This is a genomic window from Streptomyces sp. ATexAB-D23, assembly GCF_000373645.1.
GTDB lineage: Bacteria > Actinomycetota > Actinomycetes > Streptomycetales > Streptomycetaceae > Streptomyces > Streptomyces castrisilvae.
The window spans coordinates 1-23,524 of record NZ_KB892015.1 but is presented as its reverse complement, the minus strand read 5'-3'; the positions used below and the strand labels follow the sequence as shown (position 1 = coordinate 23,524).

Sequence of the window (23,524 nt, the reverse complement as noted above, 5' to 3'; positions counted from 1 at the left end):
ACGTGACATGGGCAATTTCCGATCAGCGGTCCTCACCGTTGAGAGGGACACACATGACGAGCCAAGCAACCCAAGTCGAGCTGGAAAGCCTTCTCCACCAAGCCCTGCGGAACACCCGGACGGCCGCGCGCTGGACAGCCGCCACCGACGAGATGTGGTGCCGGGTCGCCGCACGGTCCGGGACCGGTCGCGACCAGGGCTGGAAATTGCACCTGTCGGCAACGGCCGCCTCCGCGCCGACCGTCCTGGCGAAGGCCTTGGACGTCCTGCTGCGGGACGAATCCCCCTTCAAGTTCGCCCGCTCCCTCGACCAGGTGAACGCACTCAACTCCCGTGCCACGCCGCGCGGCAGCTCGGGCAAGTTCCTCACCGTCTACCCGCGCTCGGACGCCGACGCGGTCCGGCTCGCCCGCGAACTGCACGCGGTGACAGCCGGGTTGGCCGGCCCCCGGATCCTTTCCGACCAGCCCTACGCCCCGCACAGCCTGGTGCACTACCGCTACGGGGCCTTCACCGGCCGGCAACGGCTGTCCGACGACGGCCTGCTGATCTGGTACATCGAGGACCCCGACGGCAATCCCGTGGAGGACGAGCGCAGCGGCCGCTACTGCCCGCCCTCCTGGGCGGTCTGCCCCTTCCCCGCCGCGGTGCCCCTGCCTCCCGCCAAGGGGGACGCGGCCGGCGGCCAGGTCCTGCTCGGCGGCCGCTTCACGGTACGGGAGGCGATCCGGCACACCAACAAGGGCGGGGTCTACCGGGCCACCGACAGCCACACCGGGGCACCCGTCATCATCAAGGAAACCCGGCCGCACGTGGAGGGCGACGCCTCCGGCCACGACGTCCGCGACTGGCTCCGCGCCGAGGCCCGAGCGCTGGAGGCTCTCAGGGGCACGGGACTCGCCCCGGACGCGCTGGGGCTCTTCGAGCACGGCCACCACCTGTTCCTCGCCCAGAGCGAAGTCCCCGGCGTCAGCCTGCGGACCTGGGTCGCCGAGCACTTCCGCGACGCCGGCGCGAAACGCTACCGGGCCGACGCTCTGGCCCAGGTCGCGCGACTGGTCGACCTGGTCGCGGCAGCCCACGCCCACGGCTGCGTCCTGCGCGACTTCACACCCGGCAACGTCATGGTGCGCCCGGACGGCGAACTACGCCTCATCGACCTGGAGCTCGCCACCGTCGACGCCGCCTCCTGCCTGCCGACCCGGGTGGGAACCCCCGGCTTCAGCGCCCCCGAACGCCTGAACGACGTACCCGTATCCATGACCGCCGACTACTACAGTCTCGGCGCGACCGCCTGCCTCGTCCTGGTCGGCAAGGTGCCGAACCTGCTGCCCGAGGAACCGCCCACCAGATCCGACGAGGAGCGGCTCGCCGCCTGGCTGACCGCCTGCGCCGGACCCGCGGACCTCCCCGACGGCGTGGCGGACATGATCCTGGGGCTCATGAGGGACGATCCCGCCGAGCGCTGGGATCCCTCCCGGGCGCGCGAGGCCCTTCGCAGGACGGAAAAGGCGCGCCCCACGGCGCCCCGGCGCGGCAGCCAGGGTCCCGCGGTGCGGGACGAGGACCGGCACGACGCGGTCGCCGGACTCGTGAACCACCTCATCGACTCGATGACCCCGGCGGACGACCGACGCCTGTGGCCCGTGTCCACCACGGCCGGGCAGACCGACCCCTGCACCGTGCAGCAGGGAGCCGCCGGCCCCCTCGCCGTACTGACCCGGTACTTCGAACTCACCGCGGACCCCAGACTGCCCGAGCTGCTCTCCACCGCCGGCCACTGGGTCGCGGACCGGACCGACACCCGCGCCACCCGCCCCGGCCTGCACTTCGGGGGCCGCGGAACCGCCTGGGCGCTGTACGACGCCGGACGCGCCATCGATGACCCGGTGCTCGTCGAGCACGCGCTGACACTGGCCCTGGCCCCACAAGAACCCACGCTCCACCAGGACATCACCCATGGCACCGCCGGCAGCGGCATGGCCGCCCTCCACCTGTGGCACCGCACCGGCGACCCGCGCTTCGCCGAACTGGCCGCCGACGCGGCCGACCGGCTGACGGCCGCCGCCCAGCGCGGCCCGTCCGCAGTCAGCTGGGCGGTACCCGCGGAAGCGGTCACCGGGGAGACCGGCAAGCGGTACCTGGGCTTCGCCCACGGATCCGCCGGCATCGGCTGCTTCCTCCTTTCCACCGCGGTGGTGACGCAACGCCGGGAACACCTGGAGCTTGCGGTCGAGGTCGGCGAGCACCTGCTGCACAGCGCCGTACTCATCGGTGAAGCAGCCCAGTGGCCCGCCCAGGCCGCTGACGAGCCCACCGCCCCGTACTGGTGCCACGGCGCGGCAGGCATCGGCACCTTCCTCGTGCGGCTGTGGCAGGTCACCGGCGACGACAGATACGGCGACCTCGCCCGGCGCAGCACACGGGCCGTCATGGAACGCGCTTCCCGCGCCCCCCTCTCCCAGTGCCACGGACTGGCGGGCAACGGCGACTTCCTGCTCGACATGAGCGCCGCCACAGGAGAACCCGCCTACCGCGCGATGGCCGATGAGATGGGCCGCCTTCTCCTCACCGAAGGAGCGCGCCGCCACGGGCACGTGGTCTTCCCCAACGAGTACGCGGACGTCTCGACCAGCTGGAGCGACGGGGCCGCCGGAATCCTGGCGTTCCTCCTACGGCTCCGCCACACAGACCCCCGGCACTGGCTCGTCCAGGTGCCGGGCTGAGCGGCAGAAAATCTGCCGCCCACCACCCAGGAGAAGGAGAATCCCATGGAAGCCCAGGACCTCGAACTGCTCGCCCACCTGCACGCCCTTCCCGAGACCGACCCCGTCGGCGCCGACGGAGCCCAGTTCTCGGCCACCTGCGAGTGCGTCGGCCTGCTGACCGTGCTCAACACGGTCTGTATCGGCATCAGCTGCGCCTAGGACCGGCACCACGTCCGGCCGGTGGCTGCCCCGGGGCAGCCACCGGCCGGACCGCCGGCCCCGACACCCGACACGACCGTTTCCCACGACGCGCGGCACGCGGACCGGACAGCGCACGGCCTCGCGTCACAGGCCGGGCGGAACCGAGTGGTGACCACCAGACGAGGACCGGATCCATGCAGCTTCACACCGGTGATGACCATCTCGCCCACGCGGCCCCCGCAACGGCCGCCATCGCAAGCCCGCACACCGCACCCCACCTCCCGGACCCCGAGTACGCCATCAGCACCCGCGGCCTCGTCAAGAGCTACCCCGGCCCGGAAGGCACGACCACCCATGCCGTCCGCGAGCTGGACCTGGACGTACGACAAGGCGAGACCTTCGCCTTCCTCGGCCCCAACGGTGCCGGGAAGTCCACCACGATCGCCATGCTGTGCGCCCTGGCCCGCCCCACCGCCGGACACGCCACGGTGGCGGGCGCGGACGTGCGCACACAGCCCCACCAGGTACGGCAACGGGTCGGCATGCTCTTCCAGCAGAGCGCCCTGGACCCGGACCTGACCGCCGAACAGAACCTTCGCATTCACGCACGCCTCTACGGGATCCGACGCGTCCACGTCCGACAGCGCGCCGCCGAGGTACTGGAGGTCGCCGGACTGACCGACCGTCGGCGCTCTCCCGTACGCACCCTGTCCGGCGGAATGCGGCGCCGCCTCGAAATCGCCCGGCAACTGCTGCACGCACCCAGCCTGCTGTTCCTGGACGAGCCGACCACCGGCCTCGACCCCCACGCCCGCGCGCAGATCTGGGCACACCTCCACGCCCTGCGCGAGCGGCAGGGCACCACGCTCTTCGTCACCACCCACCACCTGGAAGAGGCGGCGAACTGCGATCGCGTCGCCATCATCGACCGCGGCCGGCTGGTGGCACAGGACACCCCCCGCGCACTGAGAGCAGCGATCGGAGACGACCGCGTCATGCTGCACACCAGCGACGACACCACAGCACACCGGATCGTCCGCCGGATCGCGCCGCCGGAACACTCCGTCACCGTGGACCCCCACGGCGTATGCCTGCGCGTACCCGACGGCAGCTCCTGGATCCCCCGCCTGTGCGCGGCGCTGGAAGGCCACAGCATCGCCGTCCGCGCCGCTTCCGCGACCCCGCCGACGCTCGACGACGTCTTCTTCCACCACACGGGCCGCAGCATCCACGGCGCACGCCCCGACGCGGCACCGGGCACTTCGACCTCCGCCGACCCCGTACGGGCAACCGGCGGCGACCGATGACCACACTTCCTCTCGACGCCCAGGTCGCCCCGTCCGGTGAACGCCCGACCCGCCTGCAACATGAACTGCGCGCGATCCACGCCCTGATCTACCGCGATCTGCTGCGGCTGGCCGGCCAACGCGCCCACACCGCGCTGATGCTGCTCCACCCCGTGCTGTACCTGCTGATCCTGGGAGGGGGACTGGCAGCCCTCATCCCCAGCTCATCGCTGGGGGTCGGCTACCAGACCTACCTCTACCCCGGCATGCTCATGATGACGGTGCAGACACCGGCCATCCTGGTCGGCATCCGCCTGATCACCGACCGACAGAGCGGCTACCTGCGCGAACTCCTGATGGCTCCGGTCAACCGCTCGACGCTGCTCCTGGGCAGCTGTGCCGGTGGCACCCTCGTCGCCACGGCCCAGGGCGCCGTACTGCTCAGCCTGGCCGGCGTGGTCGGTCTGCCCTACGACCCGCTCCTTCTGGCGCTGCTGCTCGTCGGCATGGTCCTCATCTCGTTCACCATCACCGCGCTGGCCCTCACCCTGGCGGTAAGTCTTCGCAGGCCGGAGGCGTTCCACACGTTGCTCGGCGTGGTGATGATGCCCCTGCTGTTCCTCTCCGGCGGCTTCTTCCCACTCCAGTCCCTCCCCGGCTGGACCCACGTCCTGGCCGCCGCGAACCCGCTCGCCCACGGCGTCGACATGCTCCGCCGCAGCATCGCCCTGCGGGTACCCAACAGCTCGGCGGTCGGTGGCATCGAATGGGCCGGCCGGCAGCTGCCCCTTCCCGTGGAAGCGGCCCTGCTCCTGATCGGCGGCGCGGGGGCCCTGATGTGGGCGGGCCACCGGTTCAAGAAACTGGAATGAGGTACGGGAAGGCCGCCATCCCGACGGCATCACGCACGCAGGGACCGGTCCTTCACCCACCCCGGCCGGATGCGGGTGCTGACAAGGCGCGGGCGGGCAGCAGCGTCCGTGGGCCATCGCGCGGTGGACGCCACGACTTCACCCCCGCGACGTCACTTTCCACCCGGCAGCCGAGGCGGTGTCGGGCCCAGCGGCGGTGAAGGCGGGCCGACAGGGCCTGTCCGGCGGATCTTCTCGGGCCCGCGAAGATCCCCTGGGGGCCCTACACCCTCCCGTGGTGGCGGCACCCGGCGAGGAGCGTGGCGACCATGCGCCCGGCGTCGGCCCGGTCGTAGTCGGGGCCCGTGATACAGAGGTTCCCGATGGCGCGCATGAGCGTATAGGCGGTCACGTCGGGACTGACCTCGTCGGCGGCGGCACAGGCGTCGAGCAGCGTCGCGCAGGCCGGGACCAGGGTGTCGAGCATGAGCTTGTGGAGGTTCTCCAGCCCCGCGTCGCCGGATCCCAGCGCGGCACCGAGCCCGTGCTTGGTCACCAGGAACTCCACGAAGGCGTCCACCCAGTGCGACAGCGCGGTGAACGGGGAGGCCGATTCCTCCAGGAGTTGGGGCGCGAGTGCGGCACAGGTGTCGATCTGGTGCCGGTAGACGGCGGTGACGAGATCCGCCCGGGTCGGGAAGTGCCGATAGAGCGTGCCGATGCCCACGCCGGCACGCTCGGCGATGTCACGGATGGGGGCTTGGACGCCCTGGTCCACGAAGACCGCCGCCGCGGCCGCCAGCACGCCGTTGCGGGTGCGCTGCGCCTGTGCCTGGCGTACCCCGACCGGTTCCGGCACGACGCCCTCCTTTGCTCGCGGAACAATGTTCCGCTAAGTTGGCGGAACGGTGCTCCGCCAAAGTATGGCAGAGCGATCTCACCGGGAAAGCGCAGGACTCCCATGTCTTCCAGCCACCTCGACCAGCGGATCGTCGCGGTCAAGCCCATCACCGTCCCCGCGCCCGGCCGCGGCACCGACCTGCTGGTGAAGGTCACCGCCCCGCTCTCGGGCCAGAACCTACCCGTCATTGTCTTCTCCCACGGCAACGCCTGGTCCATGGACGGATACGAGCCCCTCGTCGACCGATGGGCCGCCGCCGGATTCGTCGTCGTGCAGCCCACCCACCTGGACTCCCGCCGCAACGGCCTCGGGTGGGACGACCCGCGCTTCGCCACCATCTGGCGCGTCCGGATCGCCGACCTCCACGCGGTCCTCGACGGCCTCGGCGACATCCTCGCCCAAGCCGGCGGCCTGGAGCCCCGCGTCGACCGCGCGCGCATCGCCATCGTCGGCCACTCCTGGGGAGCCCAGACCGCCGGAGCGCTCCTCGGCGCACGCGTACTCGACGCCGACGGCACACCCGGAGAGGACTTCTCCCACGCCGCACCCACCGCCGGCGCACTCATCGCCGCGACCGGAACCGGCGACACCCTCACCCCGTTCGCCGCCGAGCACCTCCCGTTCATGAGGCCGGACTACTCCACCATGACCACCCCGGCCCTCGTCATCGCCGGCGGCAAGGACCAGTCACAACTCTCCACCCGCGGACCGGACTGGTTCACCGACGCCTACCACCTCAGCCCCTCCCCGAAGAGCCTGCTCACCATCGCCGAGGGCGAGCACACCTTGGGCGGCATAGCCGGCGAGGCCGCCGCCGAGACCACCGACGAGGACCCCGCCCGCGTCGCCCTCGTCGCCGACGCGATCTCCGCGTACCTCCTCAACACCTTCGCCCTCGACGCCGCCGCGTGGACCGCCCTCGACAACGCCGCTACGACCGAAGACGGCACGTGGAGCATCACCAGCAAGTGACCCCGGCCGGACCGCACGACCGGCGGCGCGGGGCTGACGGGCCCTGCGCCGCCGGAAGGCCGCTGATGCCCGGCTGCCCGCGCGACGCGTCAGCAGTGGGCCCATGGCTCGCCCGGCACGGCTAAGGAACCCTCGACCGCCCGGTCGCCGCGATCGCGTCGGGCGAACTCCGGCCCGACGGCAGTCTGCGCCCCGGGACGGCAGCCCGTACGGAGCATTTCGGAATGCGCTCCGGCCCTGCGCTGATGCGGCGCTCAAGGGCGCAACGGAACCGGCAGCCCTGGTCGCGCGTTGGCTCGGCAGGAAGTACCGGGAGGAACCTCCCACACCGAAGTGGAGGTGCTGCATGACCATCGCGATTCGGGCTGCCCGGGATGAGGAAGCGAGCTTCCTGTCCGACCTGGCCCTCCGTTCGAAGGCCCACTGGGGGTATGACGCCGAGTTCCTTGCCTCGTGTCGCGAGGAACTCACGCTCAGAGGCCCGGAGCTCGCAGGCCGTCGGACAGCCGTTGCGGAGCGCGACGGCACCGTCGTGGGCTTCACGACCTTCGAGGGGGAGCCGCCGCACGGCGTCCTGGGCATGATGTTCGTCGATCCTGACGCGATCGGACAGGGCATCGGCCGTCTGCTGTTCACTCGCGCGGTCGAGACCGCTCGGGCCCTGGGGTTCACCCGGTTCACCATCGACGCGGACCCGAACGCCGAGCCGTTCTACGAGGCCATGGGAGGCGTCCCTGTCGGCCGAGTTCCCTCCGGGTCGATTCCGGGCCGGGCCCTCACCCAGTACGTGTGCAAGATTCGGAGCTGAAGCCCGGTTTCCGCCGGCCGGGGAGGCGAGCAGGCGGGACGGATCAGCGGCCCCCACCGGCCGCTCGCGCAAGATCGCCCGGTTCGAGGACAGCTATCGGCTCTGCCACCTCTGCGGTCCGGCGGGCATCATTGTCGGGCCGGCCGAGCAACTGCGCTGAGTTTCCGCCCGGAAGCCCAGAGCGTGAGCCGTTCAATGACTGCCCAAGAGCTGGGGACGCTCCGGCCGAGGCGCGTAGGTTCGTAGCCATGATCATGCGTATACGCGGTGTCGTACTGCCCGAGCGCGAGGAGCGCACCTTCTGGATCGACGGGGAGCGCCTGCGGACCGAACCACCGGCTGAAGCAGCCGCGAAGCAGGTGGAGACGGTGGTGGACGGCGGCTGGCTGCTGCCGGGTCTTGTCGATGTCCATACGCATCCGGGAGCGGAGAGCCCGGATGACAGATTCGACGAGGAGCTGTTGCGGCGGCACTTGTCGGAGCACCGGGACGCGGGCGTGCTGCTGGTGCGGACACCGGGGACTGTGGAGCGGATGCCTGGCTGGGTCGACAAGGAAGCCGAGTTGCCGCGCGTCCGATCGGCGGGGCAGTGGCTGGCGACTCCCGGGCGCTTCTTCCCCGGGGCAGGACGAGACGTCGGCGAGCACGAGTTGGCGGGGGCCGCGGTCGAGGAGGCCACGGCTTCGTCGGGATGGTGCAAGGTCATCGGTGACTGGCGGTGGGACGATCCGGCAGTGCCCCTGGACGTGCTGAAGGCGACCGTGGACGCGGTGCACGCAACCGGTGGGAGGGTCGCCGTGCACTGCCAGACCGGTGAGGGCTCACGAAACGCGGTCCTGGCCGGAGCCGACAGCCTCGAACACGGCATGCACCTCGATCCGGATCTCCTGGACCTGATGGCCGGGCAGGGCACCGCGTACGTACCGACCCTCTCGGCATTCGCCGAGAGCGCCGAGGTCTGGCGCGGCCGCGAATCCAGCGCCAAGCGCTCGGACTGGCTCCTCGGCTGGCAGGGCATGATCGACAATGTGCGTCTGGCACACGAAGCGGGTGTCACAGTCCTGGCCGGCACGGACACCTTCCCCTGCGGCACCGTCGCCAACGAGTCCCGATGGCTGCTCCGGGCAGGGATGCCGGCGGAGGAGGCGCTCGGTGCTGCCTCATGGACGGCGCGGGACTGGCTCGGGCTGCCGGGCCTGGTCGACGGAGCGCCCGCCGACCTCGTCGCGTACGACCGGGACCCTGCTGCGGAGCCCCAGGTTCTCGGACAACCGAAACGAGTGATTCTGCGGGGCCGGATCATGCGCTGACCCGGCGCCCTGCTCCGCAGGCCTTCCGCGACGAGGCCCACGGGGCGCCGGTCGGTTGCCTGAGAACGCCGGGACCCGTGGCCGGAGCGACCGGCCACGGGCCGGGGTGCGTGAGCCCGGCTCAGAGTTCCAGGGCGAAGCGGCGGCAGACGTGTACCCGGGCAAACTGCTCCCGCAGCAGCGCCTCGTCACGCAGGCCGGCGTGCAGGAAGGCGAGCATCGGCCGTAGCCCCGGGCGCCGTTGGGCGATGGCCCGGTCCGGCTCCGCGGCGTCGGTGTAGTAGTTCGCGTAGACGTGCAGGTAGTGCTCGCTCTCGGCGAAACCCATGGCCCGGTACCAGCGCAGCGTGTCCGGGTCGTCCCGCGTCCAGGCGTCCAGCGTCCGCACACCGAGGGCGCCGGACCGGGCACGGGCCTCGGCGAGCAGGGAGCGGCCGATGCCGCGGCGCTGGTGATCGGGGTGGACGGCGACGGTGTCGACGGTTGCCAGCGCCCCCTCGACGCCGACATCCAGAATCCCGACGACGGCACCCGGTTCCTCGGACGCCACCAACTGGAAGCCTGGCGCGGCGACCACGGGCTTGGCCCTGAGAACATCGTCGAAATAGGCGGTGCTCAGGAAGGAGAGCACCCGGCAGCGCAGCCAGGCGGTCTCGTCGGCGGGGGTGTACTCACGTATGACGTAGCTCAAGACAGTGATCCTCAACATGTGCGGCGGTTTCCGGACGGCGGCGGTCACGACGTTGAGGGATCACGGCGGAGATTCTGCGCACCGGCCCACGGCTGGGCAACCGGTTTAATGCGCTCGTTGTCTCCAGGAACAGCGTCCCTTCATGGGTTCCGCAATCAGCCGGTGACCATCAGGCGTGGCAATCTCGTGCAGAAAGGACAGCGTGGCCGGGGGAGCGCGAGGAAAATGGGAAGGCGGAGCCAACTGGCCGTTGGCAGGATGTTCCCGCTCACCATTCGATGGGAAAGGACCCGCCAACCGTGGCTCGTGCCGTTACTCTGATCCGCTCCACCGCCCTGTCCGACATCGCCGAGTACGCCTACGCGGCCACCGCGCCCGCCGAGTCACGCCTGATCTTCCTCGCCGGGGCGTGTCCGCTGAACGACGACGGTTCCACGGCGGCGATCGGGGATTATGCGGGTCAGGCAGCGAAGGCCATGGAGAACATGCAGGCCGCTCTCGCTGCCGCGGGGGCGTCACTGCGGGACGTCATCAGTACCCGGGTCCTCGTCGCATCGGCCCGCCGGGAGGACCTGGTGGCTGCCTGGCAGGTGGTCCGGGACTTGTTCGCCGACCATGACGTCCCCAGCACCTTGATGGGCGTCACCGTGCTCGGCTACAAGGACCAACTCGTCGAGATCGAAGGCGTCGCAGCCGTGCTCGATTCTTGAGACCTTATTTATCCAAGGACATCACGAATGCGGGGACGGCCGGCCGTCCCACCGCAGAGCCTGGGGTGCGTCCTCGGGGGCCCTGATCAGGTCCTGCCGAAGACGGGAGCGACCTGACGCATCGTGCCGTACCCGCCCGCGTCAGCGACAGAGATCTCCTCCGGACCGCAACCCCAGGCCTCTGCGGAGAATCTCGCAGGGATGTTCACATGGCGCATCTGCACGCCACGAGGCCAGGAGATCGTGACGTGCAGCCGCCCAGGATGCCGAACTGCCTGGCGCATGACTGTGTTGCGGGCTTCGAGAGGGCCACATGTCACGCGAAACCGCGGAAGCAGAAGCGGCGGAGATGAAGGGAATCACGTTCCCCGCCTGGTGTGGAAGCCACTACGTGTCCCTGGCTGAACTACTCGTTCGCCTCGGCAGCTTCGGCCTGGGCGTGACATGGCGTGTCGAATTCGACGAGCTAGTCGATCCTCGCTGTGCCGAGATGGAGAGATGGTCCGCCGACGGCGGCATGGACACGTTGACGCTGTTGTCTCTGACGACCCAGTCCCTTCAGCTGATCGACGCCGAAGCACGCGGGTTCGTCGGGGACAAGATGGCGGTGGTTCTGACGGAGGTGGACAGTTCGTTGTGGGACGTCCGAGTTCATGACGAGCGCATACTCACCGAGCTACGTCGCCACTACCCGGAAGCAACAGACCTCTGAGCGGGGCGTCTCACTTCCGGCGGGCCGCCGGCGGATCGAGGACACGACCCACCTGCGATGCAGGGCACAGGCCTGCCCGTAACGGGTAGCGGCCCCCGAAAGGTATCGAGGACGCGATACCCGCCCCATCGGACACGGTCTAGCCGATGACGATCTGACTGAGAGCCTGGGCGGCCTTCAGCCCGGAGCCGGTAAGGACCAGGACGGCGGTGTCGTCCGCGCCGACGTGTCCGGCGGCGCGGAACTGGCGCAGGGCCGGCAGAACTTGGGCGCTGGTGGGCTCGACGAACACGCCGCTGCCGGCGAGCTCTCGGACGGCGGGTAGGAGTGCGTCCTCGGCCACTGCGGTGGCGGCGCCGTTGCTGTCCCGGATCGCCTGGAGGACTTCCCGATCGCGTACCGGCTGGGCGATGGCCGTCCCCTCGGCGAGCGTCTTGGACCAGGTACGGGCGTCGACCTCGGCGGCCCCGTCGTCCAAGGCACGGACGAGTGGGCAGCACCGCTCGGGCTGGCTGATCAGGATGCGGGGGACCCGGTCGATCTCGCCGGACCGTTTGAGCTCGGCGAAGCCCATGGCACAGCCCAGCACGAGGCTGCCGGCCCCCGCGGGGACGATGACGGCCGACGGAGCGGTGAACCCAAGGTCCTCCCAGATTTCGTAGGCGATCAGTTTGACGCCCTGAAGGAACTGGGGGTGCCAGTTGTGGCTTGCGTAGAAACGGGTGCCCGCCCGCCGGACTGCTTCGTCGGCGACGTCCTGGCGGCTGCCGGGGACAAGGTCGACGCCGGCTCCGTGCAGCCGACTCTGCACGATCTTCGCGGGCGAGGTGGACGCGGGAGCGATGATCCGGGCGTCGATGCCGGCGGCGGCGCTGTATGCGGCGACGGAGGAGCCGCCGTTGCCGCTGGAGTCTTCCAGGAGTTGCTGGACGCCTTGGTGGCGCAGCGCGCTGATCATGACGGAGCTGCCGCGGTCCTTGAAACTTCCAGTGGGGTTCATGGACTCGGGCTTGATGGAGACCTGGAGCCCGGCGAGAGTGCGTCGCAGCAAGGGCGTGCGGCCTTCGCCCAACGTGACGGGTTCAGTCTGAGGCAGGGGGAGCGCGGCGCGGTAGCGCCACTGGGAGTTGACGCTCGTGTCGATCTGTCGGCGGGTGATGCCGGGCAGGGGTTCCATCATCAGCGGCGTGCCGTCGTTACCGCGCCAACGGGGCTGGTCGGGTGCGTAGCGGCGGCCGCTGCGGTCGACGAGCTGCGGAGTGCTCTCAGGCATGGTGCGGTTCGTTCCTCTCCGTTCGGGGCGCAGGTCCCGGCTGCGCGGGAGCAACTCGGCGTACGCGGTTTCCAAGCGGCAGGCCTCGACTGGCACGTCCGCTTCAGCCTGACCTCACCGAGCCATGCGTACACACGAGGCACCGGCACGCCTGACCCACGGCCCGACCGGGTGCGGCCCGCCGAACGATCACCTGTCAGCAACTGGGAGGTCCTGCACAACGATAAAGGTGAATCCGACCGCCGCTGTCCTCGAACTCGATGGTGAAAGGCAGGCCCATCTCACTCAGAGCCGCTATGAGTACGGCGATGCGGCCGGGGTCCACGAACCCACTGAAGGCCACAGGATCGAGCGGCGTCAGCTCCAGCTCCGCATAGGCACTTTCGACCTCGAAATCAGTCCGGCTCGAACGGCGGACCCTCCAGCCCCCTGAGTGGAACGCTTCGGCCGCGAGTCGAGCGCTGGCGGTTGCTGTGAAGGACCCACATATGTTGTTGCCGCGGTCAGCCTGTGCCAAGGCGGCAGCGTCGAGACGTGGCCCGCTCGTCCCGCCCGAAGTGAAGTTCACGCCGGAAGGTACCAGGCAGACGCAGGCACCCCACCCAAGCCACCCTGTCTGTCAGTACCCGCACCGGATTGCCCCGGCATCATCGGCACCCCGGGCACCGCACCGCCCCAGCCCACTCAGCTCGCCCACAAACGCGGCCGGGCCCGCCTCCGATCGAGATCGGCTACGGCGCTGTCTCTCGCGTCATCAGGTAGGTGTTGCCGATGTCGGGATCGCCGTAGAAGAAGAACAGCTTCAACGCGTCGTGCTGATCGCGGTCCACGTAGAAGGACCACGCGTACGTCGACGGGGGCTCGGGAGCCTCGGCGTCAGAGGCCCCGGCGGTGGAGCGCATCTCCACTCGTTTCCGGGTCGTCAGCGCGAGCCGGACGACCTGTCCGCCATCGCTGTCGGTCAGCCGCCAAGTTCCCGTCCCGGAGAGGCGCCAGCCGTCGTCGAAGTCGAAGCCCTGCCCGTCGAGCTTTTCGAGAAGTGCCGTTCCGTCCTTGCGAAGCGCCACGCGGGTCCCGTCGAAGCCGCCCCAGCCCCCGGCGACTTCGGCCGCCTTAGTGTCATGGAGCCCTGTTCCCTCGTAGTACTGATACGGGCCGGCGCACGCCGTCAGAACGGCCGGCACCACCATCAAGCCGCCGAGGGCCTCCCACGCACGTAGCCTGCTACTGCCCGCCACCAGGACCTCCCGCGCTCAGCCCGCCTTGGCCGACCGGTAGGTGCGGAGGGCCATGGAGAGGTACCCTGCCAGAGCCTTTGAACGCGTTCAACTCGGTGGGGGGCAGTGGCGCGCGAAGACAACGCACGTATCCGCCGGACCGCGCAGCACCGCTACGCCAGTTCGTCGCCGCGAATGCCGGCTGCCCCACCGTCACCGGCCTGAAACCCAAGCCCTACGCCCGGACCGGGCTGACCAGAGAGGGAACGTCCAGAACGCGGGCGAGAGCAGCTGTGACGGCAGCGCAGTGGTCGGGCAGGTACCTGGAGGACCAATCGGCGGCCAGCACGTGGAAGGCGGTCAAGTCGCGCTCGGCACCATCGAGCAGATCGCGGAATTCGGCGACGGACAGTTCGATCACCTGACTGTCGCTCTGCTCAGCGTTGACAGTGAGACGGGCGGTGTCGCCGAAACGCTCCGCAAGCGGTGACACGGGGTCGTGACCGAAGGCGAGCGTGCGGCCGTCGCCGACGAACTGGTACCAGTCCCGCCAGTCCTCCAGCCCATCACAACAACCGGGCAGAAAGGCTGCGCCCGTGGACTGGTCGGTGACCCGCAAGCCACCGGGTGCGAAGAGGCTGTCGAACGTCAACAGCCCATGAAGGAACGAGTCAAGCGGAGCGGCAGGCCGAGGAGGCCGAGAGCCGTCGGGCTCGATGTCATTGCAGCTGACGATGCACATCATGGCTGTCCCGACCTCGGCGGGCGAGAGCTCACCGCTGAGGGGCAGCCAGCTGAACGGCTCGATCTCGGTGACAGGCCAGAGGCCGAAGCCCTCAGGCCCGTACGTCTCCAGGACGGGGTGCACGGCGATCACCCGGCGAAGTCTGCCGCACTCCGCGCCCATACGGCTTCCCGATTACCCGAGGCACCTCGCCTCGGCCCGCGGGACAGGCGAGTGCAACGATCAGAAGTGCGTGGTGACCCCGAATGCTTCGCGGAGGCGGGCCATGTCGTGGAGATCCCGATCTCTGGGCTCGTAGCCCTGGTGAAAGTAGACCTGCTGCTCAGCGGACAGACAGGGAACGGTGCGGTATTGAATCATGCTGGTGACGAAGCAGGCGGACAACCGCGAACTGGCTGGGCGCACTGCCTGAAGCGCCCATCGGCCGCTCGGCCGGGATAGCCGGCTCGGCGGCTGTCCATACCGCTCGCCATCCACCCAAAGGCGATCACGCATTGCGAAGATCCGTAGACGTCGGCGCATTTGGCTGGTTGGGGCTGCCGGTCATGGTGTGGATCCGGGAGACCCGGCGCTTGGACGCCACCGAACTCTCCGAGGACCGCCTCGGCGCCCTCGCACAGGTGCCCTCCCCCCCGCCCGAAGGGTCCGGCACGCCGACCGTGCCGGACCACCCCTTAAGGTTTACCCATGGGTTTGACAGCAGGCCACGACGGAGGAACCCTGCCCGGCCCGACGGCCCCAGCGCAGGGCTGGCAGGCGCCGAGCACGGTCGAAAGGGGGCTGTACGAGGCGAAGGCGCGCGGCGACTGGCCCGCATACTACGACCTCGTCGCCCGGGCCGACCTGTACATGATGCAGTCGCGGGCGTACGTCGACGCGAACCCGGGCAACACCCGCTTCCACCCCTACTGGAGCGCGCAGACCCAAACCGAGTGCCTGGCCGTTTACACCGGCGGCATGCTGCCACCCCCCGTGGCCGACCCGGTCTACAACTGCTACGACCTGGGCTGGTTCGCGCAGGCCTGGCACCCGGACGACCCGCCCTACCTCGTTGTCAACCCCGGCAGCCCCTGCGAGGGCATCCTGCCGGCCGGGGCAGAGGGCCGCGCCCTGTGGCAGCAACACTCAGCCCCGGTCGAACGGCCGGGGCTGGCCCAGGACGCCGTCCACACCCTGGAGACGGGCGGGCCACGCAGCGGTCCCGTCGCCTTCGGTCTCGCGACCGGCGCGCACATCAACGTGCGCAACGGACACTACTGGAACTCGATGGCCTACCACGGCAGCGGCTACCGCATCGAGAAGAGCACGCTGGAACGCTGGTGGGGCGTCCGCACCCGCGAGGACTGGCAGGGAATGCAGGAGCAACTGCTGAGCGCCGGGATGGTCAGCGGCGTGTGGGAGTTCGTCCTGCAACTGCGCCGCTCCATGGCCCTGGACTTCGCGGGCCCCATCGACGTCGACCACTGGCGCCAGGCCGCGGCGAATGTGGTGCGCCGGCGCACCGAGGCCGCCGCCGAACCCCGCCTGACCGCGGACGGTGTCACCCAGGGGCGCACCGTCACCGCCGCGGAGCTGGAGGGTCAAGTGACCGGCGTGCAGCGGCTGATCGGCCGCATCGCCCGTTACGAGGCGCGGTTCCGCGCCGACGGCCTGCTACCCGAAGGGGGCTTCGTCCAAAGCGTCGAGGCCTGGGACTATGGCCGGGCTTCCGGCATGGCCCGCTGGGGCCTGGCCGCCCGACTGTGCTCCCTGCAGGAGGCGGAGGCGGCCGTGGTCCGCGCCGGCCGCCTCGTCCAGCTCAACTACCGCTCGTGGGAGAACTTCTCGGCTGCCTACATTCTCGGCCGCTGCCTCCACTTCGACGATGAGGAGTTCGGCGAGTGGTACGAGACCGCCCTGGCGACCCATCGCGCCCTGACCACGGACCCGGCCGGCCCGTGGCGCACGCTCCCCTGGAACTGAGGTGCACAGGCAGGTCGTGGCAGGGCAGGCCGAGAGCGTGCGGACGTCCCCGCCTGGGGCGGATCCTGGCTTGAGATATAGAAGTCCTCTCGTTTCCCTCCGATTGGCCGTATGAGGGGCAAGCGACCATGATTGACCTGGATCTGGATGTTTGCCGGACACGGCAGGATAGATCCGTCCTATTCGGCAGTGAACCGCACCCGTAGCTGCCCGATGAAGAAGCCGGGCTCGGCGACTCCGCTCTTCGGGATCGTCATGACGGGAGAGGAGACCGCGCTGCCCGTCGTGTCCCGGCCATGGTTATCGATGTGCCGGTAAGTGTATGCACGCCTGCCGGTCACGCGTGGACAGCTGTCAGCGGCGGTCATCGTCGAACGCGCGATAGAGCGTGTACCGCTTGAAGCCGACGCCACCAGTGGTGGCGGACGCATGGGAGGCAGCGTTGGTCCATTCGGCGACGACCATCGCTTGCGCACCATCGGATGTCATGTGGACGTGTGCCGCGAGCAGGCCCGGCACCGGCGCGACGGTGACTTCCACCTCGTCCACCGCCATCGTGCTCACTACGAAGACACCGGCTGGCTGCTCCGAGTCGTGAACCACGCTGTGGGTGAGACGGCTTCGGGCCAGCCCGGGACGGTCGATGCCGGGCACGAGCGTGTCGATGTGGCTGACGGCCCTGGTGCGGTTGGCGCGGGCCCATGCCAGGTGATCCTTATCGCTGGTCCACTGCGCATAGAAGAGGAGACCGGTGCCATCGGTGGACAGGAAGACGTGCTGTGCCAGGCGCCCGGAGGGCGTCTCGGCTGCCGCCCACTCGTCCATCACAGCGTCAGCGGCCGCGCGAGAACGCTCGGCAGTGCCAGTGAGCCACTCACTCATCAAAACTGTTCCAGCGGCAGGGCGAACGAGATCCAGAAAGCGTGTCATGGACATCGACTCTCAAGCATCAAGTGCACTTGAGGTCAAGGGGTGGACTGCTGACCCTGCCCGTCTCGTTCGGAGTCGCCCCTGGCCGCTGTCGGAACCACGGACCTGCCGGTCCTGATGCCTGTCGCTGACGCGGCTATGTACGAGGGCAAGCACACACAGCCAACACCGTCCAGGCCCGCGCGGGCCATGCCTTGTTGCGAGCATGCACGGCCGCAGTTCCGGCCGACAGGCCACATCCCCGCGTGGGAGGGCCGCATGAGCACGCAGACCCTACCGTCGGCAGGCGACTGGATCCGCGGCAACACCGTGCGCCGGCCGGGTCTGGGTCTGGCTCATCCCCACCGGCCGGAAAACCGTGGAGAACCCCGCTTCGGCCACGGGAGCCGGGGCGGGGTTCTCCCGCACACGATTCAGCAGACGGACCGGACCGCCCTCCGCCCCCTTCGCTCATCGCTGGCACGATCCCCGGCAGCTCGTCGATCGGCGTACAGAACAAGTACACCGGCTCCATGATGGGCCACGACCGCTACGCGGACGGTGAGTTCATCCGCCAGTACTCCAGCGGCAAACAGGACGGCACGGGAACGTACGACCTGACCGAAGTCTGACAGCCCCCAACCGTGAGCGGCCCCGCATACGAACCCCCGGCCTTTCGGGTGTGGTGCGGGGCCTTCCGCACCACACCCGAAAGGCCCCACGCCTTGCCGGATAGGGTCGAAGGGCCATGGACTATGAACCGATCGACCGAAGCCCCGGCGAATTCCAGCAGCCGCTGACCGAGGCCGAAATCGCGGCCGTTACGCGTACGGCTTTCGGCGCGGGCGTGACCGTGCGTTCAGCGGACGAACTCGCGGGCGGCTACTACAACAACACGTACAGGATCGACCTGGGCAGCGACCGGCCCGTGGTGCTGCGCGTCTCCCCGGAACCGGCCCGCCAGGCCAGGGCCGACCCGGAGATGATGCGCAACGAGCACGCCACCATCCCGTACCTGGCGCCGATCGCGGGCCTGCTGCCACGCACTCTCGCGATCGATTTCACCCACCAGGTGATCGGCCGCGACTACCTGTTCCAGACCTTCCTGGCCGGTGTGCCTGCCGGAGAGAAACTCACGACGTACCCGGAGCCCGTGCGCGGCACGTTCTTCCGTCAACTGGGCGACATCACACGCACCGTGCACAGCGTGCCCGGCCCGGCCTTCGGCCGAGTCGCCGGCCCGGCGCACGAACGGTGGAGCGACGCACTGTTCACCTGGTTCGACCACGCGGCCGCAGACCTCAGCGACGCCGGACTCGACGCAAGCGACATCATGAGGCTGGTCGAAGTGGCCGACCGAAACCGCACCGTGCTCGACGAGGTCACCGAACCCCGCCTGCTGCACGGAGACCTCTGGGTCGGCAACACGATGCTCGCCGAAGCCGCACCGGAACCCATGATCACAGGCGTGTTCGACTGCGACCGGACCTGGTGGGGCGACCCGGAAGCCGACTGGCCGATCTACCTGGCACTACGCAAGCCAGGCACCGAACGAGACGCCTTCTGGGAAAGCTACGGCCAAGCGGGCCGGACCGAAAGCGCCCGCTGGCGCGCACTGGTCTACGAGGCGAAACATGCCACAGCCCTGCTGCTCGAATACCACAGATTCGCCATGCACACCGAGCTGGCCCAAACCCACGGCGAGATCCGCGACCTCACCACCCGACTGGCCACCGGCTACTGAACTCGACCGGGTGACACGGGGCCTGGAGGCCGGCAAGCACCGCCGACGCGGCGGCGTTGGGGTGTCGGCTGGGGCCTCCGGGCGGTGAAGCCGGCCACCAGGGCAGTACGCAGCTACTCAGCCCCGATGGGAGCCCCGGACGATCCGGTCGATGATGGCCGCGACCCGTTGCGGGTTGCCCTGTAGCCACCCGCCGAGATGGTCCTGGATGGCCTGTCCGAGGCATGCGCGTACGCCGTCCTGTCGCTGGCCGGAGGCCCGTCCGATGGCTTGCGGCTGTGTGCCGGTGGGTATCGGGTTGTGTAGGTAGTCGTGGTGGGCGGTGACGTAGGTTTCCATGGTCCGGTTGAGGCCCTGCCTCAGATGGAACCGGTCGGCGACCTACAGGCTGTCGGGGGGTTCCGCGTCGGGCGTCTTCGGTGTAGGAGTCCGCCCGGTTTCGGTAGATGACCTCCCGCCGGGGTGGCGGTGGTTCAGCCAGGCGGCCAGCGGCCCGGCTTCGCGGGTCGGGAGCACATCGACGACTCGGTGGTCTTCGACGCTGGTCAGGTCGGTGGGATAGCTCTGGCCGCGGCGGATCGCGAAGTCGTCCATGCCGAGCACCTGCGGCGTACTGAGCCGCGGATCAGGCAGTGCCATGACCCTGCGCAGTGTGGTCATCCGTCCCGCGTCGAAGTTCAGCTGGGCCGCCGGGCGAGTGCCGGCCTGCCCCGCGAGGGCGAGCCTCACTTGCCCGAGTGCGTGGTTGAGCCGCGTGGTGAGCCGCGCGTGCGGGGCAGCGGCCGGGAGAACGGCTCGGTGAAGGTCCGGCGCGGGCAGTTCGCAAGTCCGCAGATGAAGCGTCGAACCGTCAGCCGGATCACATAACCCTGGTCAGCAAGTGGAAGGTCTCTCAGCCCGCGCTGGTATCGGTTGTGGGCTCGGGCCGAGAAGTGGCCGCAGTCCGGAGAGCCGGCGCTGCCGGCACGGCCTCTCGCTACCACTTCGGCCGTGCCGAACGCGACCGTAACCGCTTTGACCTCCACCTCGCTGATCTCCGCGAACACCAGTGAGTCCCAGAACAGCGCGTCGGTCTGCATAGCCAGCACCATCACCGTCCTCAGCCGACCACAGCAGGGAATGGAAGGGTCTTGAGGGGCGTCACTTCCGGTCGTCAGGCGTCAAGGCGCATGCCGTCTCGCACGAGCCAGTCACTCGCAATCGAACAACCGTGTCACGCTCCGTGATGGCTCCCCAAGATCTGTGCCAGAACCCGCTACTGCTCGATAAAGCCACCGTCTGGCCGAGGTGGGCCTGGACGGCCTGTCCGACATAGTCATTTGCGTCTGTGGAGGCGGGTGGGAGACCAGGATGAGGCAGTGGGACAGGGGCTCGTCCTGCGAGTCGGGGGATGTCGCGAAGGAGAGGGGTCCGAGGGGCGATCGACTGGTCGTCGCTGTTGCCAACTCCGGCGCGGTCGTGGTTCTCCCGGCCGTGCGCCTGTTCCTGCTGCCCGGGATCAATCGCGCGGAGGGAGCCCCGGCCACAGGAAGTGCTGTCACCACCTGCCCCCTCCTATAGGGTCACTGGATGACATCCGTGGAATGGACGGTCGAAGACCACCTCGTAAGCAAGCCGGATACCTCCGTTGCAATGTTCTGGAAGTTCGTCGAACTCGTTGAACGATGCGGCCCTTTCGTCTACTCCGTCTCCAAGAGCACCGTTACTTTCAAGGGTGTGCGTCGTGGCTTCGCCGGCTGTCACCCCGTCGCGACCGGCTTGCGTGTCTACCTCGATCTCCAGCGCACCGTCGAGGACCCTCGCGTCACCCGCGCCGTCGGTTACACCAAGCGCCTCTACGTCCACCATCTGACACTCTCTTCCGCTGATCAGCTCGATGAGACCTTCGCGGGCTGGGTAGAGGAGGCCTACCGTGTCGGAGAGGGCGCTCACCTCCTCAGGCAATAGCCTTCGAGGCCCCACATCCACTCGTGGGCACACCGACCGTTCCCGCCCTGGGCGGAGATGCCTTCGTGGTGGAAGGCATGTAGGGCTGACTGGCGTGGGCGCCCGTGCCGGCTGGAACGGGCGCTCCATGACGAGCGCATGGTGGTTGGCCTCAAGTTCGGCAGGTTGGTGCGTCAGCTAGCAGTAGATTTGGGTACCTCGTGCGAGTTCGAGCGGGATACCCAGGACTCCAGCGAGTACGGACGCGTCCACGTGCCTGCGGAGGCAACGGTCTACGGGATGCGGATCGTGGTCTGCGTGAGCAAGCTCGGCTCCCTCGCCCGAGGTCTGCGCAGACAATCCCGGGGCCTTCCTCGGCACGGACGAGGCCCACGAGGAGGGGGCGCTGGACATCGGCGACCTCGCCACCGTGGAGCGGGCGCTGGCCGACCTCGGTTACGTGAGAATTGTTGGAGAGCGACTACGAGGGTCCTAGCGCGCTGGAGTACTCCGCCGCACGGCCCTACTTGGTGGACACGGTTCTTCGGCCTCTGGTGACCCACCCGCCCGGTTTTCCTTTACGTGGAACGGCACGGCCGTCCTCCTGGTGCCCGGGAGGGGATCGACGCCGACGGAGAGCGCGTAATGATCGGCCCCNCATTCGGCACACCGCTCGAAGACCGTCCGGGCCTGGCTCGCCGACCACAAGGACCAGGTCGAGCTGCACTTCCTGCCCTCGTACTCACCCGAGCTGAACCCGGACGAGCTGGNCAACGCCGACCTCAAACGCAGCCTGCCCCACACCCACCGGGCCAGGAACCAGACCGAACTCGCCACCGAGACCCGCCGGTTCTTCCACCGCCGCCAACGCCAACCGCACATCGTGCGCGGATACTTCGGCGGCCGACACGTCCGACACGTCCGCTACATCATCGACGAGTGAACCCCATGAGTTTCTGATCAATAGGTCAGAGCGTGGGCCTCACTCTCTGCAAAGTAGAGCTACCCCATACTCACGATCCGTCACCACCGGATGTAAAACAGAACCAAAAAAGCGGTGTAACTGGGGTTGTTGAGGGTTACTGGCGTGCTGCGGAGAGGCGGCCGTCGAAGGTGATGTCGAAGGCGTTCAGGGCTGTCTTCCAGCGCATGGTCCAGCGGGCCTGGCCCTTGCCGGTCGGGTCCAGGGACATGATCGCCATGTAGACGCACTTCAGGGCGGCCTGCTCGTTCGGGAAGTGCCCGCGAGCCTTGACTGCCCGCCGGATCCGCGCGTTCACGGACTCGATGGCGTTCGTGGTGCAGACGATGCGGCGGATCTCGGTGTCGAAGCGGAGGAAGGGAATGAACTCCTCCCAGGCGTTCTCCCAGAGCCGGACGATCGCCGGATACTTCTTGCCCCACGCGTCGGCGAACTCCACGAACCGCTCGAGTGCGGCTTCCTCGGTCGCCGCGGTATAGACGGGCTTGAGGAGCTTGGCGATCTTGTCCCAGTCTTGGCGGGCGGCATAGCGGAAGGAGTTCCGCAGCAGGTGGACCACGCAGGTCTGGACAGTGGTGCGGGGCCAGACGGTCTCGACGGCGTCGGGCAGGCCCTTGAGCCCGTCGCAGACGAGCATGAGGATGTCGTTCACGCCGCGGTTCTTGATCTCGGTGAGGATGTGCATCCAGTGCTTGGCGCCCTCGCCGCCATCGCCGGCCCACAGCCCGAGAATGTCCCGCCGGCCCTCGGCGGTGACGGCCAGGGCCACGTAGATGGGCCGGTTCGCCACCGCGCCGTCGCGGATCTTCACGTGGATCGCGTCGATGAAGATCACTGGATAGACGGCGTCCAGAGGCCGGTTCTGCCACTCGGCCATGCCTTCGAGGACCTTGTCGGTGATCGTGGAGATCGTCTGGCGCGACACGTCGGCGCCATAGACCTCGGACAGGTGGGCCTGGACCTCACCGGTCGTCAACCCCTTCGCGGCGAGTGAGATGACCATCTCGTCGACGCCCGACAGACGCTTCTGCCGCTTCTTGACGATCTTCGGTTCGAAGGAGCCCTCGCGGTCACGGGGCACGGCTATCTCCACCGGGCCGACATCGGTCAGCACGGTCTTGCCACGGGTCCCGTTGCGGCTGTTGCCGCCGTTCTTCCCGGCGGGATCGTGCTTGTCATAGCCGAGGTGGTCAGTGATCTCGCCCTCCAGGGCGGACTCCAGGAGCCGCTTGGTCAGCTGCTGGAGCAGCCCACCCTCGCCGGTCAGCTGTAGGGCTGACTGGCGTGGGCGCCCGTGCCGGCTGGAACGGGCGCTCCATGACGAGCGCATGGTGGTTGGCCTCAAGTTCGGCGGGTTGGTGCGTCAGCTAGCAGTAGATTTGGGTACCTCGTGCGAGTTCGAGCGGGATACCTAGGACTCCAGCGAGTACGGACGCGTCCACGTGCCTGCGGAGGCAACGGTTTACGGGATGCGGATCGTGGTCTGCGTGAGCAAGCTCGGCTCCCTCGCCCGAGGTCTGTGCAGACAATCCCGGGGCCTTCCTCGGCACGGACGAGGCCCACGAGGAGGGGGCGCTGGACATCGGCGACCTCGCCACCGTGGAGCGGGCGCTGGC

Annotated in this window: 22 protein-coding genes and 2 pseudogenes; 13 read left to right on the top strand and 11 right to left on the bottom strand. The window is 68.9% G+C overall.

Translation table 11 applies throughout. The features are described from left to right. Positions 1–53: 53 nt before the first annotated feature. The 4 genes from lanL (at position 54) to B082_RS0116125 (ending at position 5,067) form a co-directional block, all read left to right on the top strand. On the top strand, positions 54–2,726 hold the full coding sequence (lanL, locus tag B082_RS0116140; RefSeq protein WP_026249856.1) for a class IV lanthionine synthetase LanL: 2,673 nt from the start codon (positions 54–56) through the stop codon (positions 2,724–2,726). A gap of 45 nt (positions 2,727–2,771) precedes the next feature. Continuing rightward, positions 2,772–2,927 carry a VenA family class IV lanthipeptide gene (locus B082_RS39490; RefSeq protein ID WP_018552847.1) on the top strand — a complete coding sequence of 52 codons (156 nt, stop codon included), beginning with the start codon at positions 2,772–2,774 and terminating at the stop codon, positions 2,925–2,927. A gap of 176 nt (positions 2,928–3,103) precedes the next feature. Then, positions 3,104–4,216: an ABC transporter ATP-binding protein gene (locus B082_RS0116130; protein WP_018552846.1), complete on the top strand. Its 1,113-nt coding sequence runs from the start codon at positions 3,104–3,106 to the stop codon at positions 4,214–4,216. Then, complete coding sequence (locus B082_RS0116125) at positions 4,213–5,067, top strand: ABC transporter permease (RefSeq protein ID WP_018552845.1); 855 nt, start codon at positions 4,213–4,215, stop codon at positions 5,065–5,067. The genes B082_RS0116130 and B082_RS0116125 overlap by 4 nt, the downstream gene beginning before the upstream one ends. Before the next feature lie 262 nt (positions 5,068–5,329). Here the strand turns inward: B082_RS0116125 and B082_RS0116120 are convergent, their stop codons facing one another. Next, on the bottom strand, positions 5,330–5,905 hold the full coding sequence (locus tag B082_RS0116120; RefSeq protein WP_018552844.1) for a TetR/AcrR family transcriptional regulator: 576 nt from the start codon (positions 5,903–5,905) through the stop codon (positions 5,330–5,332). Positions 5,906–6,007: 102 nt separating this feature from the next. Between B082_RS0116120 and B082_RS0116115 the strand changes: the two genes are divergently transcribed. From B082_RS0116115 to B082_RS0116105, 3 genes are all read left to right on the top strand, one after another. Next, positions 6,008–6,919: an alpha/beta hydrolase family protein gene (locus tag B082_RS0116115; RefSeq protein WP_018552843.1), complete on the top strand. Its 912-nt coding sequence runs from the start codon at positions 6,008–6,010 to the stop codon at positions 6,917–6,919. Positions 6,920–7,265: 346 nt separating this feature from the next. Further along, positions 7,266–7,727 carry a GNAT family N-acetyltransferase gene (locus B082_RS0116110; RefSeq protein ID WP_018552842.1) on the top strand — a complete coding sequence of 154 codons (462 nt, stop codon included), beginning with the start codon at positions 7,266–7,268 and terminating at the stop codon, positions 7,725–7,727. A gap of 248 nt (positions 7,728–7,975) precedes the next feature. Continuing rightward, positions 7,976–9,037 carry an amidohydrolase family protein gene (locus tag B082_RS0116105; protein WP_018552841.1) on the top strand — a complete coding sequence of 354 codons (1,062 nt, stop codon included), beginning with the start codon at positions 7,976–7,978 and terminating at the stop codon, positions 9,035–9,037. 121 nt (positions 9,038–9,158) lie between these two features. Here the strand turns inward: B082_RS0116105 and B082_RS0116100 are convergent, their stop codons facing one another. Then, positions 9,159–9,728, bottom strand: a complete 570-nt coding sequence (locus tag B082_RS0116100; RefSeq protein WP_018552840.1) for a GNAT family N-acetyltransferase — start codon at positions 9,726–9,728, stop codon at positions 9,159–9,161. 299 nt (positions 9,729–10,027) lie between these two features. Between B082_RS0116100 and B082_RS0116095 the strand changes: the two genes are divergently transcribed. Both B082_RS0116095 and B082_RS0116090 read left to right on the top strand, forming a co-directional pair. Next, positions 10,028–10,438 (top strand): RidA family protein, encoded by a 411-nt coding sequence (locus tag B082_RS0116095; RefSeq protein ID WP_018552839.1) that lies wholly within the window; start codon positions 10,028–10,030, stop codon positions 10,436–10,438. Between the two features lie 313 nt (positions 10,439–10,751). Beyond that, a complete protein-coding gene (locus B082_RS0116090) occupies positions 10,752–11,150 on the top strand; it encodes a hypothetical protein (RefSeq protein WP_234018166.1) in 399 nt (132 codons plus the stop codon). Between the two features lie 139 nt (positions 11,151–11,289). Here the strand turns inward: B082_RS0116090 and B082_RS0116085 are convergent, their stop codons facing one another. From B082_RS0116085 to B082_RS39880, 4 genes and pseudogenes are all read right to left on the bottom strand, one after another. Next, positions 11,290–12,423, bottom strand: a complete 1,134-nt coding sequence (locus tag B082_RS0116085) for a pyridoxal-phosphate dependent enzyme (RefSeq protein ID WP_018552837.1) — start codon at positions 12,421–12,423, stop codon at positions 11,290–11,292. Between the two features lie 731 nt (positions 12,424–13,154). Beyond that, positions 13,155–13,661, bottom strand: coding sequence for a hypothetical protein (locus tag B082_RS0116080; RefSeq protein WP_018552836.1), 507 nt, complete (start codon positions 13,659–13,661; stop codon positions 13,155–13,157). 214 nt (positions 13,662–13,875) lie between these two features. Continuing rightward, complete coding sequence (locus B082_RS0116075; protein ID WP_037710304.1) at positions 13,876–14,517, bottom strand: hypothetical protein; 642 nt, start codon at positions 14,515–14,517, stop codon at positions 13,876–13,878. A 90-nt stretch (positions 14,518–14,607) separates the two neighbouring features. Continuing rightward, positions 14,608–14,763, bottom strand: a pseudogene (locus tag B082_RS39880) (nucleotidyltransferase domain-containing protein); the annotation flags it as partial. 309 nt (positions 14,764–15,072) lie between these two features. On the opposite strand from B082_RS39880, the gene B082_RS0116065 reads away from it, so the two are divergent. Next, positions 15,073–16,347, top strand: coding sequence for a DUF1266 domain-containing protein (locus tag B082_RS0116065; protein WP_018552833.1), 1,275 nt, complete (start codon positions 15,073–15,075; stop codon positions 16,345–16,347). Positions 16,348–16,701: 354 nt separating this feature from the next. On the opposite strand, the gene B082_RS36180 is transcribed toward B082_RS0116065, so the two are convergent. Then, positions 16,702–17,277, bottom strand: coding sequence for an antibiotic biosynthesis monooxygenase (locus B082_RS36180; RefSeq protein WP_158688878.1), 576 nt, complete (start codon positions 17,275–17,277; stop codon positions 16,702–16,704). A 727-nt stretch (positions 17,278–18,004) separates the two neighbouring features. On the opposite strand from B082_RS36180, the gene B082_RS0116045 reads away from it, so the two are divergent. Next, positions 18,005–19,000 carry a phosphotransferase family protein gene (locus tag B082_RS0116045; protein WP_018552829.1) on the top strand — a complete coding sequence of 332 codons (996 nt, stop codon included), beginning with the start codon at positions 18,005–18,007 and terminating at the stop codon, positions 18,998–19,000. Between the two features lie 117 nt (positions 19,001–19,117). On the opposite strand, the gene B082_RS37470 is transcribed toward B082_RS0116045, so the two are convergent. The 3 genes from B082_RS37470 to B082_RS37460 are packed head-to-tail and all read right to left on the bottom strand — an operon-like array spanning position 19,118 to position 20,079. Further along, the gene (locus B082_RS37470; protein WP_018552828.1) at positions 19,118–19,339 is read right to left on the bottom strand and encodes a hypothetical protein; all 222 of its coding nucleotides are present in this window, start codon (positions 19,337–19,339) and stop codon (positions 19,118–19,120) included. Positions 19,340–19,381: 42 nt separating this feature from the next. Continuing rightward, on the bottom strand, positions 19,382–19,729 hold the full coding sequence (locus B082_RS37465) for a transposase (protein WP_026249852.1): 348 nt from the start codon (positions 19,727–19,729) through the stop codon (positions 19,382–19,384). Then, entirely contained in the window at positions 19,726–20,079 is a 354-nt protein-coding gene (locus tag B082_RS37460; RefSeq protein ID WP_158688877.1) for a transposase family protein, read from the bottom strand. Before B082_RS37460 ends, B082_RS37465 begins: the two co-directional genes overlap by 4 nt. A gap of 490 nt (positions 20,080–20,569) precedes the next feature. Here B082_RS37460 and B082_RS0116025 point away from each other — a divergent pair, with 490 nt between their 5' ends. Together B082_RS0116025 and B082_RS37995 are read left to right on the top strand one after the other, a co-directional pair. Continuing rightward, positions 20,570–20,947: a DUF5655 domain-containing protein gene (locus B082_RS0116025; protein WP_037710280.1), complete on the top strand. Its 378-nt coding sequence runs from the start codon at positions 20,570–20,572 to the stop codon at positions 20,945–20,947. 646 nt (positions 20,948–21,593) lie between these two features. Further along, a pseudogene (locus B082_RS37995) lies at positions 21,594–21,869 on the top strand (transposase); the annotation flags it as partial. Between the two features lie 136 nt (positions 21,870–22,005). On the opposite strand, the gene B082_RS0116015 reads toward B082_RS37995, so the two are convergent. Beyond that, the gene (locus tag B082_RS0116015) at positions 22,006–23,238 is read right to left on the bottom strand and encodes an IS256 family transposase (protein WP_018552825.1); all 1,233 of its coding nucleotides are present in this window, start codon (positions 23,236–23,238) and stop codon (positions 22,006–22,008) included. Between the last annotated feature and the right edge of the window lie 286 nt (positions 23,239–23,524).

What these genes read in the sequence shown, in the direction of transcription:
- lanL (WP_026249856.1), top strand. Translation starts at nt 54, where the DNA reads ATGACGAGCCAAGCAACCCAAGTCGAGCTGGAAAGCCTTCTCCACCAA.
- B082_RS39490 (WP_018552847.1), top strand. Translation starts at nt 2,772, where the DNA reads ATGGAAGCCCAGGACCTCGAACTGCTCGCCCACCTGCACGCCCTTCCC.
- B082_RS0116130 (WP_018552846.1), top strand. Translation starts at nt 3,104, where the DNA reads ATGCAGCTTCACACCGGTGATGACCATCTCGCCCACGCGGCCCCCGCA.
- B082_RS0116125 (WP_018552845.1), top strand. Translation starts at nt 4,213, where the DNA reads ATGACCACACTTCCTCTCGACGCCCAGGTCGCCCCGTCCGGTGAACGC.
- B082_RS0116115 (WP_018552843.1), top strand. Translation starts at nt 6,008, where the DNA reads ATGTCTTCCAGCCACCTCGACCAGCGGATCGTCGCGGTCAAGCCCATC.
- B082_RS0116110 (WP_018552842.1), top strand. Translation starts at nt 7,266, where the DNA reads ATGACCATCGCGATTCGGGCTGCCCGGGATGAGGAAGCGAGCTTCCTG.
- B082_RS0116105 (WP_018552841.1), top strand. Translation starts at nt 7,976, where the DNA reads ATGATCATGCGTATACGCGGTGTCGTACTGCCCGAGCGCGAGGAGCGC.
- B082_RS0116090 (WP_234018166.1), top strand. Translation starts at nt 10,752, where the DNA reads ATGTCACGCGAAACCGCGGAAGCAGAAGCGGCGGAGATGAAGGGAATC.
- B082_RS0116085 (WP_018552837.1), bottom strand. Translation starts at nt 12,423, where the DNA reads ATGCCTGAGAGCACTCCGCAGCTCGTCGACCGCAGCGGCCGCCGCTAC.
- B082_RS0116065 (WP_018552833.1), top strand. Translation starts at nt 15,073, where the DNA reads ATGGGTTTGACAGCAGGCCACGACGGAGGAACCCTGCCCGGCCCGACG.
- B082_RS36180 (WP_158688878.1), bottom strand. Translation starts at nt 17,277, where the DNA reads ATGACACGCTTTCTGGATCTCGTTCGCCCTGCCGCTGGAACAGTTTTG.
- B082_RS0116045 (WP_018552829.1), top strand. Translation starts at nt 18,005, where the DNA reads ATGGACTATGAACCGATCGACCGAAGCCCCGGCGAATTCCAGCAGCCG.
- B082_RS37470 (WP_018552828.1), bottom strand. Translation starts at nt 19,339, where the DNA reads ATGGAAACCTACGTCACCGCCCACCACGACTACCTACACAACCCGATA.
- B082_RS37460 (WP_158688877.1), bottom strand. Translation starts at nt 20,079, where the DNA reads ATGCAGACCGACGCGCTGTTCTGGGACTCACTGGTGTTCGCGGAGATC.
- B082_RS0116025 (WP_037710280.1), top strand. Translation starts at nt 20,570, where the DNA reads ATGACATCCGTGGAATGGACGGTCGAAGACCACCTCGTAAGCAAGCCG.
- B082_RS0116015 (WP_018552825.1), bottom strand. Translation starts at nt 23,238, where the DNA reads ATGCGCTCGTCATGGAGCGCCCGTTCCAGCCGGCACGGGCGCCCACGC.